The following is a 14,410-nucleotide window of genomic DNA, read 5'->3' on the forward strand; positions in this document are numbered from 1 at the left end:
AGGTCGGCGCGGGACGGGATCCCGCGCGGCCTGCTGCCATTTCCGACGACGTCATGTCGTTGCGCGCGCCACGTCGTCGCGCGAGCGCTTATCAAACGCCACGCAGGGCGTGCGGCCTGGGTCGGGTCACTGTCTTCGCCGGATTGGCGGTGCTGTGCCTGCTGATCCTCGGCGGCTGGGTTTGGCGCGCACACCGCCAGCAGCCCGCGCCGGCGCCCGAGCCCTTGCGCGTGCAGACCATGACCGTCGCGCCGCACCGGGTGCCGGACATCATCGAGACCTCCGGCACGCTGCTGTCGCCGCAGACCGTGGAGGTGCGCGCGCAGGCCGACGGGGTGCTGCAGTCGGTGCTGATCCATGACGGCGAGCAGGTCCACGCCGGGCAACTGCTGTTCACCATCGATCCGCGGCCGCTGCGGGCGGCGTTGGCGCAGGCGCGCGCCACCCTGGCCCGCGACCAGGCGCTGGCGGCGGATGCGGCCGATACCGAGGCGCGCTACGCCAAGCTGTCCAGGACCGGCGCGGTCGATCCCAAGACCTACACCACCGCGGCCGACACGCTGCGCTCGCTGCGCGGCACCGTCGCCGCCGACCAGGCGCAGGTCGAGCAGACGCAGCTGTCGCTGGCCTACACCCAGGTCCGCGCGCCCATCGACGGCCGCGCCGGCGCCATCGCGGTCAAGCCGGGCAACCTGGTGTCCAGCGGGTCCAGCACCGCGCTGGTCACGCTCAACGTCAGCACGCCGATCGAAGTGCGTTTCGCGCTGGCGCATGTGCAGGTCGATGCGGTGCGCGCCGCGCCGCTGGGGCACCAGGGCCTGGGGCTGCCGGTACTTGCGCTGGATGCGGTGAACGGCACGCTGCTCGAGCGCGGCGAGGTGGCGTTCCTCGACAATGCCTTCGACACCAGCAGCGGCACGCTGGAGCTGCGCGCACGCTTCGCCAACGCCGGCGCCACGCTGTGGCCGGGGCAGTTCGTCACCGTGCGGGTGATCCTGGCCGAGGACCCGCAGGCGCTGTCGGTGCCCGAGAGCGCCTTGCAGCAGGGACAGCAGGGGCCGTACGTGTACTGCGTGGTCGAGGGCCATGCCGTGTCGCGGCCGCTGACCGTGGCGCGGATGGTCGACGGGCAGGCGGTGATCGCCAAGGGCCTGCGCGCGGGTGATCGCGTCATCCTCACCGTGCCCAACGAACTGCGCGACGGCACCGCGGTGCAATCCGGCAACCCGCACGCCACGCCGACCGCGGCGGCGACCGGACGGCCTGCGTGAATCTGTCGGCGCTGTTCATCCGCCGCGCGGTGATGACCTCGGTGCTGATGATCGCGCTGGTGCTGGCCGGCGGCATGGCCTACTTCGCGCTGCCGGTCAGCGAGCTGCCCGACGTCAGCTTCCCGACCATCACCGTCAACATGTCGCTGCCCGGCGCCAATCCCGAGACCATGGCCGCGGCCGTGGCGACGCCGCTGGAGCGCCAGTTCAGCGGCCTGCCCGGACTGGACACGATGAGTTCGACCAGCAGCGTCGGCAGTACCCGCATCGTGTTGCAGTTCGCGTTGAGCCGCAATGTCGATGCCGCCGCGCAGGACGTGCAGAACGCGGTGTCGCAGGCGGCCGGCCTGCTGCCGCGCGAGATCAACCCCGCGCAGATCCAGAAGGAGGATCCCAGCGCCGCGCCGATCATGCACCTGATCCTGCGTTCGAAGACCATCGCGCTGCCGCTGCTCAACCAGTTCGCCAAGGACCGCGTGGCGCTGCGCCTGGCCTCGGTGCCGGGTGCCGGCCAGATCGATGTCAACGGCGCGCAGAAGTACGCGGTGCGCCTGTTCGTCAATCCGCACCTGCTCGCCGCCCGCCACCTGGGCTTCGACCAGGTGGTGTCGGCGGTGCAGGCGGGCAACAGCAACGCGCCGGCCGGCACACTGATGGGGCGCGCGCGGTCCTACACCGTGCGCGCCGACGGCCAGCTCAAGCGCGCGGCCGATTTCGACGCCATGGTGCTGAGCTACGCGGACGGTGCGCCGGTGCGCCTGCGCGACGTCGGCCATGCCGAGGACAGCGTCGAGAACCTGCAGACCGCCGCCTCGCTCAACGGCCAGCGCGCGATCGAGATCAACATCCACCGCCAGCCGGGCGCCAACACGCTGTCGGTGACCCAGGGCATCCAGGCGGCGCTGCCCGGGATTCGCGCGCAGTTGCCCGGCGACGCGCAGCTCGACGTGCTCTACGACCGCGGCGACTACATCGGCGCCTCGGTGGAGGACGTGGAGTGGACCCTGGTCGGCTCGCTGGTGCTGGTGATCGTGGTGATCCTGCTGTTCCTGCGCAGCTGGATGGCGACCCTGATCGTGGCGCTGGTGCTGCCGACCTCGCTGATCGGCACCTTCGCGGTGATGCGCCTGCTGCACTTCAGCCTGGACAACATCTCGATGCTGGCGCTGACCCTGTCGGTCGGCTTCGTGGTGGACGATGCCATCGTGGTCATCGAAAACATCGTCCGCCATGCCGAGCAGGGCGCCAGCCGGATGGACGCGGCCATCGCCGCCTCGCGCGAGATCGGCTTCACCGTGTTGTCGATGACCGTGTCGCTGTCGGCGGTGTTTCTGCCGATCGTGTTCATGGGCGGATTGGTCGGGCGGTTGTTCTCCGAGTTCGGCATGGTGATCGCGATCGCGGTGATCCTGTCCGGCATCGTCTCGCTGACCCTCACGCCGATGCTCGCCAGCCGCTGGCTGGACCCGAAGAAGAGCACGGGCTGGGTGTTCGAGCGCTTCGATCGGCTGGTCGAAGCCAGCGAACGCGGCTACGCGCGCTCGCTGGCCTGGGCGACCGAGCGCATCGGCCTGATGTGCGTCATCGGCGTGGCCACCCTGGTCGGCACCGCCGGCGTCTACGCCGTGGTCGAGAAGGGCTTCATCCCGCAGGTGGATTCGGGAAAGATCGACGGCGACACCCGCGTGCCCGAGGGCACCGCCTTCGCCGACTTCGTCGCCAAGCAGGCGGCGGTGGTGAAGATCATCCAGCGCAATCCCAACGTGGCCAACGTGGAGTCGGTGATCGGCTCGGACAATTCGCTCAGCAACAGCGGGCGCCTGCTGATCGGGCTCAAGCCGCTGTCCGAGCGCAGCGGCAGCGCCGAGGAGGTGATCCAGGACGTGCGCAAGCAGGTCGCCGCGATCCAGGGCATCACCCTCAACATGCGCAATCCGCCGGCGATCGACATGGGGCCGACGGCCTCGAATGGGTCGCTGCAGTACGTGCTGCAGTCCACCGACCAGAAGGCGCTGTACGCGCAGTCCGACAGCATCCTGCAGCGCCTGCGGCAACTGCGCGACGTGCAGGATCCGCAGAGCGACCTGCAGCTCAAGAACCCGGAGATCGAGGTGGTGCTGCACCGCGAACAGGCCGCCGCGCTGGGCGTCACCGCCGCCGGCCTGCAGGACACCCTGGCCAGCGCCTACGGCGGCCGCAAGATCAGCACCATCTACGGCGACACCGATCAGTACGAAGTGCTGCTGCAGGTCGATCCCGCGGCGCAGGCCGACCTCAACGGCCTGGATGCACTGTCGTTCAACGGCAACCAGAATCCCGGCATCACCGCGATCGGCACGCAGACCTCCAACAGCAGCTCCGGCACCAGTGCGGTGCTGACCGCGGCCGGCGGTCCGATGGTGCCGCTGCGCGCGGTGGCCGACGTGCGCATGGGCGTGGGGCCGGTGGCGATCAACCATTACGCCGGCCTGCCGGCGGTGACGCTGTCGATGAACCTGGCGCCGGGCGTGTCGCTGGGCGAGGCCGCCGCCGGCATCGGCAACCTGATGGCGCAGACCCTGGGCAAGGACGACGCGCGCGCCATCAGCGGCCAGTTCGCCGGCTCGGCGCAGGCTTTCGAGAATTCGATGAAGACGCTGCCGATGCTGCTGCTGATCACCGTGCTGCTGATCTATGGCGTGCTGGCGATCCTGTACGAGAACGCGCTGCACCCGATCACCATCCTGACCTCGCTGCCGCTGGCCGGGTTCGGCGCCATCCTGATGCTGGTGCTGTTCCGCCAGGAGCTCAATCTCTTCAGCTTCGTCGGCCTGATCCTGCTGGTCGGGCTGGTCAAGAAGAACGGCATCATGATGGTGGATTACGCGCTGGACCTGGAGCGCTCGGGCGAGGAACGCTGGCAGCAGCCGCGTGCGGCGATGCTGGAAGCGGCCACGGTGCGCTTCCGCCCGATCATGATGACCACCCTGGCGGCGGTGCTGGGCTCGTTGCCGATCGCGCTGGGTTTCGGCGCCGGCGCCGAGGCGCGGCGCCCGCTCGGCATCGCCGTGGTCGGCGGCCTGCTGTTCTCGCAGGCGTTGACCCTGTACCTGACCCCGGCCTTCCACATCGCGATGGCCGAGTGGCTGGCGCGCCGCCGCGCACGTCGCAACGGCACCGCGCCGCCATCGGCGCCGACGCTGCCGGAGCCGGCCTGATGCGCGCGCTCGCGCTTGGCGCCGCGTGTCTGCTGTCGGCGTGCAGCCTGACCCCGGCCTATGTGCGTCCCGCCGCGCCGATCCCGCCGTCGTGGCCGGTGGGCGACGCCTACCTGGCGCAGCACGAGGCCACGCTGCCGTCGCTGAGCTACCGGCAAGTGTTCGCCGACCCGCGGCTGCAGGCGCTGATCGCGCAGGCGCTGGACAACAACCGCGACCTGCGGATCGCGCTCGCCGATATCGCCCAGGCGCGCGCGCAGTACCGGATCCAGCGCGCGGCCCTGCTGCCGGAGGTGGGGACCAGCGCGACCTACACGCGCTCCTATCGCGGCAAGGGCGCGGCGCCGGCCAACGACACGACCCAGGGCGGCAGCGCAGCGGCCGCGCCGGCTGCCGGTTATGCCAGCAACTACGACCTGGGGGTGGGCGTCACCGCGTTCGAACTCGACCTGTTCGGCCGGCTGCACGCACTGAGCACGGCCGCGCAGCAGCGCTACCTGGAACAGGAAGCCGCGGCCCGGGCCACGCGCCTGACCCTGGTCGGCGACATCGCCACGACCTGGCTGACCTATGCCAGCGATCGCAGCCTGCTGACGCTCGCGCAGGACACCGTGCGCAGCGCCGGCGCCAGCGTGGCGCTGACCGCACAGCGGGTGGACGGCGGCATCGTGCCGCACTCGGACCTGGACCAGGCCAACCAGGTGCTGCATGCCGCGCAGGCCGACCTGGCCGCGCAGACCACGGCGCTGGCGCAGGACGTCAATGCGCTGCAGTTGCTGGTGGGCGCTCCGGTCGATCCGGCGCTGTTGCCGGGTTCGATCGAGGAGGTCGCGGCCAGCATCGGCGATCCGCCAGCCGGCCTGGACACCAGCGTGCTGTTGCGGCGGCCCGACGTGGTGCAGGCCGAATACGAACTGCGCGCGGTCAACGCCCAGATCGGTGCGGCGCGTGCCGCGTTGTTTCCCAGCATCAGCCTGAGCGGCCTGCTGGGCCTGACCAGCACCGCGCTGTCGCAGCTGTTCACCCACGACGCGCGCACCGCATCGCTTGGCGCCGGCGTCGCCTACACCCTGTTCGATGGCGGCGCGGCGCGCGCCAATGTGCGCTACACCGAGGCGCAGCGCGATGCCGCGGTGGCCGGTTACGAAAAGACCGTGCAGACCGCCTTCGGCGAAGTGGCCGATGCCCTGGCCCGGCGCGGCACCATCGACGCGCAGGTGCAGGCGCAGCGCGCGCTCCTCGCCGATGCCGCCAACACCTACGACGCCAGCGCGCAGCGCTACCGCGAGGGCGTGGAGAGCGCGCTGTCCAACCTGGATGCGCAGCGCAGCTACTACGCCGCGCAGCGCAGTCTGGTCGCGGTGGAACTGACCGCGGCCACCAATCGGGTGACGCTGTATCGCACCCTGGGCGGGGACGCGTCGCTGGAGCGCGCCCAGCCCTGAGTGCGTTGGGGCGGGTAGGGCGGCACGCCGCAGCCAGGACGCGCTGCCTGACGTGCCGCCGGTGCTGCGCTTACTTCAGGTGCTCGCGCAGGCCGTCGCCCGCCTGCTGGATCGCGGTCCGCACCGCCGGCACGTCGCGCAGGGCATTGAGCAGTCCGAAATCGTGGATCAGCCCGTTGTAGCGGGTCACCGTGACCGTCACCCCGGCCTGGTCCAGCTTGCGGCCGAAGGCTTCGCCCTCGTCGCGCAGCACGTCCAGCTCGGCGGTCTGGATCAGTGTCGGCGGCAGGCCGGCGAGTTGCGCAGGGGTGGCGCGCAGCGGCGAGGCGGTGATCTCGGCGCGGGCCTTGGGATCGGTGGTGTAGTTGTCCCAGAACCAGGTCATCATGTTGCGGGTGAGGAAGTAGCCGCTCTGGAACTGCTGGTACGACCCATCGTCGAAGCGGGCGTCGGTCACCGGCCACAGCATCAGGTCGTAGCGCAGCGCCGGGGTGCCGGCCGCCTTGGCCTGCAGCGCCACGGCCGCGACCATGTTGCCGCCGACGCTGTTGCCGGCCAGTGCCAGGCGCTTGCCGTCCACGCCGATCTGCGCGCCATGCTCGGCGACCCAGCGGGTGGCGGCATAGGCCTGGTGGATGGCGACCGGATACTGCGCTTCCGGCGACGGCGTGTAGTCCACATAGACCGCCACCGCGCCGGAGGCGTTGACCAGGTCGCGGATCAGGCGTTCGTGGGTCGGGAAGTCGCCCAGCACCCAGCCGCCGCCGTGGAAGAACATGAAGGCCGGCAACACCTGGCCGTCCGTGTGCGGCGGCCGCACGATCACCAGGTTCAGCGGCTTGCCGTCGGCCTGGATGGTGGTGCGGCTGACCTCGGCCGGCGGCAACGGCGTATTGGCCTGGGCATCGCGCAGCACCTGCCGCGCCTGCGACGGGGTGAGCTGTTCGATCGGCTTGCCGCCGCTGCCGTTGAGCGCATCGAGGAACGTCGCGACCGGGCGCAACGGCGCGGGCTGGTCGGCCGGCGTTGCGGCGGTGGCGGTGCCGATCGCGCCGGCCAGCATCGAGGTGGCGAGCAAGGGAAGCAGGGTCTTCATGGCGGTTTCCTGGGACATGCCGGGCGGTGTGCCGGCGACAGGAGTGACTTTGCGCGCCAATGCGATACGATAGGTGGTAAATCGTCCTTAAAACTTTACCTGTAGTGCCAAATGGCCGATCGCCTGGCCGCCTTGTTGACCCACTTCTCGGTCAGCGCCGAGGTCTTCCACGCTGGCACGCTGTGCGGGCTGCACCGGCTCGACGACGGCGACCGCGGGCAACTGCACCTGCTGCGCCAAGGCAGCGTGGTCGTCCACAACGGCGATGGCAGCGTGCTGCGGATCGACCGGCCCAGCCTGCTGCTGTACCCGCAGGCCATGCCGCACCGCTTCGAGACCGATGCGCAACGCGGTGCGGATTTCGCCTGCGCGCACCTGCGCTTCGGCGGCGGTGCGGCCAATCCGCTGGTGCGCGCCTTGCCGGCCTGCATCTGCCTGCCGCTGGACGCGCTGCGCCAGGGTGAGACGCTGCTGCACCTGCTGTTCGAGGAAGCGTTCGCGCAGCATTGCGGGCGCCAGGCGGTGTTGAATCGCTTGTTCGAGGTAGTGCTGGTACACGTGATCCGCGAACTGATGGAGCAGGGGCTGGCCGATGGCGGCATGCTCGCCGGCATGGCCGACGCGCGGCTGCGGCTGGCGCTGATCGGTATCCACGACGCCCCGGCGCAGCCGTGGACGCTGGAGAGCCTGGCCGCGCGTGCCGGCATGTCGCGCAGTGCGTTCGCGCGCAGTTTTCGCGAGACGCTCGGGTGCACGCCGGGCCAATACCTGCAGGACTGGCGCATCGCCCTGGTGCAGCGCGGCCTGCGTGAAGGACGGCCGCTGAAGCAGCTTGCCGACGAGGTGGGCTACGGCAGCGAGGCCGCGGTGTCGCGTGTGTTCAAGGCGCAGGTCGGGCAGAGTCCGCGCGCGTGGCGGCAGGCGCGCTGAGCGGGGGGCAGTCGCGGGTGGCCGGGCGCGCGCGGACACGCGCTCGGCGGCCTGCGCGCTCAGCCGGCGGCCAGCACCGCCAGCACTTCGGCCTCGTCCACGTCGGGGACGATCTCGGCGTGGCCGATGCCGCGCCACAGCACCAGCCGCAGGCGTCCGGCCAGGTTCTTCTTGTCCAGCCGCATGCGCGCCAGCAGCGCCTCGGGCGCCAGGCCGGCCGGCAGCGCGGTGGGCAAGCCGAAGTCGTGCAGCAGCGCGCGCAGCTGCGCCGTGTCCTGCGCGCTGGCCATGCCCAGCCGCGCCGACAGTTCGGCGGCCAGCACCATGCCCACCGCCACCGCTTCGCCGTGGTTGAGGTTGGGGTTGTCCGGGGCGCCGTAGCCCTGTTCGGTCTCGATGGCGTGGCCGAAGGTATGGCCGAGGTTGAGCAGGGCGCGCTCGCCCTTTTCCAGCGGATCGCGGGCGACGATCTCGGCCTTGTGCTCGCAGCTGCGCGCGATCGCCTGCGCCAGCGCCGCCGGCTCGCCGGCCAGCAGCGCGCGACGTTCGGCATGCAGCCATTCGAAAAACAGCGGATCGCGGATGGCGCCGTACTTGATCACCTCGGCCAGCCCCGCGCGCAGTTCGCGCGGCGGCAGGCTGCGCAGCGTGGCGGTGTCGGCCAGCACCGCGCGCGGCGGATGGAAGGCGCCGACCAGGTTCTTGCCCTGCGGGATGTCCACCGCGGTCTTGCCGCCGACCGAGGAGTCGACCATCGCCAGCAGCGTGGTCGGCAGTTGCACGCAATCCACGCCGCGCATCCAGCAGGCGGCGGCGAAGCCGGCCAGGTCGCCGACCACGCCGCCGCCCAGCGCCAGCACGCAGGCGTCGCGGGTGGCGCCCAGGGCGGCCAGCGCGGCGATCGCCGCGGCGAAGTGGTCCAGGGTCTTGGAGGCCTCGCCGGCGGGGATCACGAAGTCGCCGATCTGCAACTCCGGGCGTGCCGCCAGCAGCGCGCTGCGAACCTGCGCGGCATACAGCGGCGCCACCTGGCTGTCGCTGAGCAGCAGGACGTGGCGGCCGCGCGCGTGCGCGGCGAGGGCGGCGCCGTCGTCGAGCAGGCCGGGGCCGATGTGGATGGTGTAGGCCGGGTCGCCAGCGACCTCGACCGTGCGCGATGCTGCGGTCATGCAGTGGGTTCCGGAAGTTTCCACGACGCGGCCAGGCGCACGACCAGCTGCGCGGTGGCCTCGGCCGGGGTGAAGTGGTCGGTGTCCAGGATCAGGTCGGCGACCTCGCGGTACAGCGGTTCGCGCACCGCGTGCAGGTCGCGCAGCACCTGCTCGCGGTCGCCACGCTGCAGCAGCGGGCGGCTGCGGTCGCGGTGCAGGCGCTGCAGTTGCGCGGCCACGCCCACCCGCAGGTACACCACGAAGCCGTGCTCGCGCATCTCGCGGCGGCTGTCGGCATTGAGCACGGCGCCGCCGCCGGTGGAGATCAGGTGGCCGGGCGTGCTCAGGATGCTTTCCAGCACCGCGCGCTCGTGCTCGCGGAAACCGGCTTCGCCGGCGTGCTCGAACAGCGAGGCGATGCTGGCACCGGTGCGCTCGACGATGGTCTGGTCGCTGTCGACGAAGACCAGGCCGAAGCGCTCGGCCAGGCGGCGACCGATGACGCTCTTGCCGGCGCCCATCGGGCCGACCAGCACCAGGTTGGGGGCGGGATTCATCCGCCGATGCTAGCAGACGCCGGTGCCGCCCCGCGCGCCGCGCAGGCGCGTGCGCGGGGCCTTGCGCGGCGAAGCGTGCGTCGCGCGGTGCATGGCGCGACAATGGCGCATCGTCCGCCGAGTGCCTGTCGCCATGCCCGATCTCTACGCCGAAGCCCTGTCCACGTTCGCCGACCTGTTCGCCGAGGCGCGCACCAGCGACGAGGCCGAATACAACGCCATGGTCGTGTCCTCGGCCACGCTGGAGGCGCGCCCGTCGTCGCGGGTGGTGCTGCTGAAGGCCTACGACGCGCGCGGCTTCGTGTTCTACACCCATCTGGACAGCCAGAAGGGCCGCGAGCTGCAGGCCAATCCGCAGGCCTCGCTGCTGTTCCTGTGGCGGCGCATGCGCGAGGACGGGGTGCAGGTGCGCATCGACGGCGAGGTGCAACTGGTCGCCGCGGCCGAGGCCGATGCCTATTTCGCCTCGCGCCCGCGCATGAGCCAGATCGGCGCCTGGGCCTCGGCGCAGTCGCGCACCTTGGCCTCGCGCGAGGAATTCGAGGAACGCGTGGCCAAGGCCGAGGCCACCTTCGAGGGCCGCGAGGTGCCGCGCCCGGACGGCTGGGGCGGGTTCCGCGTGGTGCCGCGCAGCTTCGAGTTCTGGTACGGCGCCAAGTACCGCCTGCACGAGCGCTGGCGCTACGAGGCCGACGCCGCCGGCCACTGGAGCAAGCGGATGCTGTTCCCGTGAGCGGCGCCGGCCCCGCCTGCCGCGGCACCGCCGCCGCGGTGCGCGCGTGCTCGGGCGAGGCGCACTGAGCGTGGGCCCGCAGCGCATCGTCTGCCTGACCGAAGAGCCGACCGAGACGCTGTACGCGCTCGGCGAGCAGCAGCGCATCGTCGGCATCAGCGGCTTCACCGTGCGCCCGCCGCAGGCGCGCCGCGACAAGCCCAAGGTCAGCGCCTTCACCAGCGCCAAGATCGGCGAGATCCTCAAGCTGCAGCCGGACCTCGCCATCGGCTTCTCCGATATCCAGGCCGACATCGCCGCCGAACTGGTACGGCACGGCGTGGAGGTGTGGATCGCCAACCATCGCAGCGTCGACGGCATCCTCGACTACATCCGCCGGCTCGGCGCGCTGGTCGGCGCCGGGCCGCGCGCCGAGGCCTACGCCGACGAGTTGCAGCGCGGCCTCGACGCCATCGCCGCGCAGGCCGCCACCTTGCCGCGGCGGCCGCGCGTGTACCTGGAGGAATGGGACGAGCCCATCATCACCGGCATCCGCTGGGTGGCCGAACTGGTGGGCATCGCCGGCGGCGAGGACGTGTTCCCGGAGCTGTCGGTGCAGCCGTTGGCCAAGGCGCGGATCCTGGCCAACGGCGACGAGGTGGTGCGGCGCGCGCCGGACATCATCCTCGGCTCCTGGTGCGGCAAGCGCTTCCGCCCCGAGCGCGTCGCCGCGCGGCCGGGCTGGGCGGCGATTCCGGCGGTGCGCGACGGGCAGCTGTTCGAGATCAAGTCGCCGCTGATCCTGCAGCCGGGGCCGGCCGCGCTCACCGACGGCGTGCGCGCCATCGCCGACATCATCCAGGCCTGGGCCAGGGGCGTGGGCGCTCGCTAGGGCGGGGCTGCCAGGCCACCATCCGAACGTGCGCAACGCGCATGCATGGCCGCGTCGTCGTGCGGCCATGGACGGATCGCCGCCTCAGCGATCCTCCTTGTCGCGCACGCCACCACGCCGCGGCGGGCGCCGGACGCGACGATTCCGTTAGCCCGGCGCCGGCTGGGTACGGCCGGCGATGCCCAGGCCGAGCAAGGCCATCAGTGCGGCGACGGCGAAGGTCGACAGGTAGGCCGCCGCGGCCGAGTACGCCAGCAGCGCGGCGAACAGCGAGCCGCCGACCGCCAGCGTGGTCGCCACCGCAATCGCCTCGCTCAACTGCAGCGCCGAACTGTTGCGGCCCTGCCGCGCCGGCGGCGACAGGGTCAGGGTCAGCACCGCCAGGGTCGGGTAGATCAGGCCCATGCCCAGGCCGGTCGCGGTCCAGCCGCCGATCGCCAGCGCTGCCGGCACTGCCGGCAGCAGCGCCAGCGCCGTGGCCGCGATGCCCAGCGCCATCAGCGTGCAGCCCAGCCGCAGCCGCCGCAGCCGGGTGGCATCGCGGCCGTAGTGGCCCTGGTACCAGGAACCGGCGAACCAGCCCAGCGCGCCGGCGCTCAGCGCCACGCCTGCCCACACCGGCGACAGCCCGCGCTCGCGCGACAGCAGCAGCGGCAGGAACGCCTCGCAACCGAAGAACGCCGAGCCGGCGATGCCGCGCAGCGCGATCACGCTGGGCAGGCCGCGCGCGGCGCGCAGGGTGCCGGCCGGCAGCAGCCGCCAGGTGCACAGCGCCAACAGCGCCAGCGCCGACGGCAGCAGCAGCGCCGCCCACAGCCCGCGCTGCTGGCCGCCCAGGTACAGCAGGCAGACGCCGGCCGCGGCGCCCAGCGACCACCGCCGCGCCGCACCGCTGGCGCCGTCCGCGCTCGCGGCGGGCGGCAGGCGCCGCAGCGCCGGCCACAGCAGCGCCGCCGCCGGCAGCGCCAGCAGCGGTACCGCCAGGAACACCCAGCGCCAGCCGACGTGCTCGACGATCAACCCGCTGATGCTGGGGCCGATCAGCGACGGCACCACCCAGCCGGCGGAGAACGCGGCGAACATGCGCGGGCGGATCGCCTGCGGATACAGCCGCGCGACCAGTACGTACAACACCACCGAGATCGCGCCGGCGCCCAGGCCCTGCACCAGCCGGCCGGCCAGCAGGAATCCCATCGACGGGGCGAAGCCGGCCAGCAGCAGCCCGCAGACGAAGCAGGCCAGGCCGGTCCACAGCGGCGTCGCCGGCCCGTGCAGGTCGCTCCAGCGCCCGGCCACGGTCATGCCGATCACGCTGGTGGCCAGGGTGCCGCCGAAGGCCAGCGCGTACAGCCGCAGGCCGTCCAGTTCGCGGGCCACGGTCGGCATCGCCGCGGCCACCGCCAGCGCCTCGAAGGCGATCAGCGACACCAGCGCGACCATGCCGACGGTGGTGGCGCGGTAGGCCGGCGCCAGCACGGAGCCGGCAGCGGCAGGGGCGGGTGGAGCAGCGGCGGTGGTGGCGTGGTCTTGCATCGGCGAACCTGGGAAAAAGGGTGGACGTCTGCCGGCGGCGACTTGCGTGGGCGCGTGCAGCCCGTGCAGCATGCAACCTCAACCGGACTCGAGGTCAAGCGATGCAGGAGGAACTGAGCGTGGGGCAGGTCGCCGCGCGCAGCGGTGTGGCGGTGTCGGCGCTGCATTTCTACGAGAGCAAGGGCCTGATCCGCAGCATGCGTACCGCAGGGAACCAGCGCCGCTACACGCGCGACGTGCTGCGCCGGCTGGCGGTGATCCGCGTGGCGCAACGCGTCGGCGTGCCACTGGATAGCGTCAGGGCCGCCTTCGCGCAGTTGCCCGACGCGCGCACCCCGACCCGCGCCGAGTGGGCGCGGATGTCGGCGGTGTGGCGCGAGGAACTGGACGCGCGCATCCTGCAACTGACCCGCCTGCGCCACCAGCTCACCGACTGCATCGGCTGCGGCTGCCTGTCGCTGCGCCGCTGCCGGCTCAGCAACCCGGCCGACACCCTGGCCGCGCACGGCGACGGCCCGCAGCGCTGGGCGGAGGAGTGAGCGCTGCGTGTGTGCGCAGCCGCCGCGTGTAATGTCGCCCCGTCCACCGCTACCGCGTCGGGACTGAAGTCCCTCCCACAATTGACCGCGCTCGCTCTGCGCCGGTCGGTCTATGGATATTTCCGTAGGCGCGCTTGCAGCCGCGACCGGGGATTCCCGATAACGCCAGTCGCGGCTGTTCCCAAACAGGCGACAAAAGCCGCTTCCACGACACGCGATGGCGCCATGATGTGCGATCGAGACGATGTGGGAGGGACTTCAGTCCCGACTGCATCCACCGTCCGGCGACACACAAGCGGCAACGCCGCCCCGTCCACCGCGACCGCGTCGGGACTGAAGTCCCTCCCACAATTGACCGCGCTCGCTGTGCGCCGGTCGGTCTATCGATCTTTCCGTAGGCGCGGTTGCAGCCGCGACCGGGGATTCCCGGTAATGCCAGTCGCGGCTGATCCCAAACAGGGGACAAGAGCCGCTCCTACTGCGGTTTGTGTTGCCTGCGCAACGCGGACGCGCGCTACGCGCTAGAAATTACGGGTGAAGCGCACCGTGCCGGTGCCGTCGGCGCTGCGCACCTGCACCACGAAGCGCAACTGGTCGTGGGCGCTGCTGCGTACGGTGCCGACGTAGTCGGTGTAGGCGTCGGTGCGGACCGCGCGCAGCGCCACCGGCTGGCGCTGGCCGCTGAGGTCGGTCGCCACCGCCTCCACCGTGCCCACCGCCGGTGCTTCCTCGCCGCCATGCAGGGTGCGCAGCGCGATCATCACCAACGCGGTGTCGGCCTCGCGGGCGATGCCGTAGCGGCGCGCCACGTCTTCGCTCATCGCCAGGGTGGGCAAGGCGTTGTAGTGCACGCGCAGCGTGCCGAAATCGGCCTGCGCCGGGGTGGCGGCGAGCAGTGTCGCCGGGCGTGGGGTGTCCTGGTCCGAGCAGGCGGCCAGGGCCAGGCACAGCAGCGCAACGGGCAGGACACGCATCGGCGTTCTCCGGGTTGGCGTGGCGAACAACAGGTCTTACGCAGTCGCCCGGGGGGATACGGACGGCGCGCAGGAGTCGCAGTGTACGGGGGGGCGATGCCGATGCCGAGTAC

Annotated in this window: 12 protein-coding genes; 7 read left to right on the forward strand and 5 right to left on the reverse strand. The window is 71.7% G+C overall.

Annotated features, from left to right (window positions below):
• Positions 1 to 149: 149 nt before the first annotated feature.
• The 3 genes from ACHWVH_RS08300 to ACHWVH_RS08310 are packed head-to-tail and all read left to right on the forward strand — an operon-like array spanning position 150 to position 5,913.
• Positions 150 to 1,271 carry an efflux RND transporter periplasmic adaptor subunit gene (locus tag ACHWVH_RS08300; protein WP_295923559.1) on the forward strand — a complete coding sequence of 374 codons (1,122 nt, stop codon included), beginning with the start codon at positions 150 to 152 and terminating at the stop codon, positions 1,269 to 1,271.
• Positions 1,268 to 4,468, forward strand: a complete 3,201-nt coding sequence (locus ACHWVH_RS08305) for an efflux RND transporter permease subunit (RefSeq protein ID WP_295923556.1) — start codon at positions 1,268 to 1,270, stop codon at positions 4,466 to 4,468. The genes ACHWVH_RS08300 and ACHWVH_RS08305 overlap by 4 nt, the downstream gene beginning before the upstream one ends.
• Complete coding sequence (locus ACHWVH_RS08310) at positions 4,468 to 5,913, forward strand: efflux transporter outer membrane subunit (protein ID WP_394686979.1); 1,446 nt, start codon at positions 4,468 to 4,470, stop codon at positions 5,911 to 5,913. The genes ACHWVH_RS08305 and ACHWVH_RS08310 overlap by 1 nt, the downstream gene beginning before the upstream one ends.
• A gap of 70 nt (positions 5,914 to 5,983) precedes the next feature.
• Here ACHWVH_RS08310 and ACHWVH_RS08315 read toward each other — a convergent pair whose 3' ends face one another.
• Positions 5,984 to 7,009 carry an alpha/beta hydrolase gene (locus ACHWVH_RS08315; RefSeq protein WP_267099192.1) on the reverse strand — a complete coding sequence of 342 codons (1,026 nt, stop codon included), beginning with the start codon at positions 7,007 to 7,009 and terminating at the stop codon, positions 5,984 to 5,986.
• Between the two features lie 111 nt (positions 7,010 to 7,120).
• Between ACHWVH_RS08315 and ACHWVH_RS08320 the strand changes: the two genes are divergently transcribed.
• On the forward strand, positions 7,121 to 7,939 hold the full coding sequence (locus tag ACHWVH_RS08320; RefSeq protein ID WP_267122208.1) for an AraC family transcriptional regulator: 819 nt from the start codon (positions 7,121 to 7,123) through the stop codon (positions 7,937 to 7,939).
• A 59-nt stretch (positions 7,940 to 7,998) separates the two neighbouring features.
• Here the strand turns inward: ACHWVH_RS08320 and aroB are convergent, their stop codons facing one another.
• Entirely contained in the window at positions 7,999 to 9,108 is a 1,110-nt protein-coding gene (gene aroB, locus ACHWVH_RS08325; protein WP_394686980.1) for a 3-dehydroquinate synthase, read from the reverse strand.
• Complete coding sequence (locus ACHWVH_RS08330) at positions 9,105 to 9,647, reverse strand: shikimate kinase (protein ID WP_017910873.1); 543 nt, start codon at positions 9,645 to 9,647, stop codon at positions 9,105 to 9,107. Before ACHWVH_RS08330 ends, aroB begins: the two co-directional genes overlap by 4 nt.
• A 133-nt stretch (positions 9,648 to 9,780) precedes the next feature.
• Here ACHWVH_RS08330 and pdxH point away from each other — a divergent pair, with 133 nt between their 5' ends.
• Both pdxH and ACHWVH_RS08340 read left to right on the forward strand, forming a co-directional pair.
• On the forward strand, positions 9,781 to 10,380 hold the full coding sequence (gene pdxH, locus ACHWVH_RS08335) for a pyridoxamine 5'-phosphate oxidase (RefSeq protein ID WP_017910874.1): 600 nt from the start codon (positions 9,781 to 9,783) through the stop codon (positions 10,378 to 10,380).
• Between the two features lie 70 nt (positions 10,381 to 10,450).
• Entirely contained in the window at positions 10,451 to 11,251 is an 801-nt protein-coding gene (locus tag ACHWVH_RS08340) for a cobalamin-binding protein (RefSeq protein ID WP_394686991.1), read from the forward strand.
• 147 nt (positions 11,252 to 11,398) lie between these two features.
• Here ACHWVH_RS08340 and ACHWVH_RS08345 read toward each other — a convergent pair whose 3' ends face one another.
• Positions 11,399 to 12,784, reverse strand: coding sequence for an MFS transporter (locus ACHWVH_RS08345; protein WP_394686981.1), 1,386 nt, complete (start codon positions 12,782 to 12,784; stop codon positions 11,399 to 11,401).
• Between the two features lie 101 nt (positions 12,785 to 12,885).
• Between ACHWVH_RS08345 and soxR the strand changes: the two genes are divergently transcribed.
• Positions 12,886 to 13,323 carry a redox-sensitive transcriptional activator SoxR gene (soxR, locus tag ACHWVH_RS08350; protein ID WP_267085740.1) on the forward strand — a complete coding sequence of 146 codons (438 nt, stop codon included), beginning with the start codon at positions 12,886 to 12,888 and terminating at the stop codon, positions 13,321 to 13,323.
• 521 nt (positions 13,324 to 13,844) lie between these two features.
• On the opposite strand, the gene ACHWVH_RS08355 is transcribed toward soxR, so the two are convergent.
• Positions 13,845 to 14,297: a DUF4426 domain-containing protein gene (locus ACHWVH_RS08355; RefSeq protein ID WP_267092570.1), complete on the reverse strand. Its 453-nt coding sequence runs from the start codon at positions 14,295 to 14,297 to the stop codon at positions 13,845 to 13,847.
• Between the last annotated feature and the right edge of the window lie 113 nt (positions 14,298 to 14,410).

The organism is uncultured Xanthomonas sp. (assembly GCF_964278005.1).
In the GTDB taxonomy this organism is placed as follows: domain Bacteria; phylum Pseudomonadota; class Gammaproteobacteria; order Xanthomonadales; family Xanthomonadaceae; genus Xanthomonas_A; species Xanthomonas_A sontii.

What these genes read in the sequence shown, in the direction of transcription:
- ACHWVH_RS08310 (WP_394686979.1), top strand. Translation starts at nt 4,468, where the DNA reads ATGCGCGCGCTCGCGCTTGGCGCCGCGTGTCTGCTGTCGGCGTGCAGC.
- soxR (WP_267085740.1), top strand. Translation starts at nt 12,886, where the DNA reads ATGCAGGAGGAACTGAGCGTGGGGCAGGTCGCCGCGCGCAGCGGTGTG.
- pdxH (WP_017910874.1), top strand. Translation starts at nt 9,781, where the DNA reads ATGCCCGATCTCTACGCCGAAGCCCTGTCCACGTTCGCCGACCTGTTC.
- ACHWVH_RS08315 (WP_267099192.1), bottom strand. Translation starts at nt 7,009, where the DNA reads ATGAAGACCCTGCTTCCCTTGCTCGCCACCTCGATGCTGGCCGGCGCG.
- ACHWVH_RS08355 (WP_267092570.1), bottom strand. Translation starts at nt 14,297, where the DNA reads ATGCGTGTCCTGCCCGTTGCGCTGCTGTGCCTGGCCCTGGCCGCCTGC.
- ACHWVH_RS08320 (WP_267122208.1), top strand. Translation starts at nt 7,121, where the DNA reads ATGGCCGATCGCCTGGCCGCCTTGTTGACCCACTTCTCGGTCAGCGCC.
- ACHWVH_RS08330 (WP_017910873.1), bottom strand. Translation starts at nt 9,647, where the DNA reads ATGAATCCCGCCCCCAACCTGGTGCTGGTCGGCCCGATGGGCGCCGGC.
- ACHWVH_RS08345 (WP_394686981.1), bottom strand. Translation starts at nt 12,784, where the DNA reads ATGCAAGACCACGCCACCACCGCCGCTGCTCCACCCGCCCCTGCCGCT.
- aroB (WP_394686980.1), bottom strand. Translation starts at nt 9,108, where the DNA reads ATGACCGCAGCATCGCGCACGGTCGAGGTCGCTGGCGACCCGGCCTAC.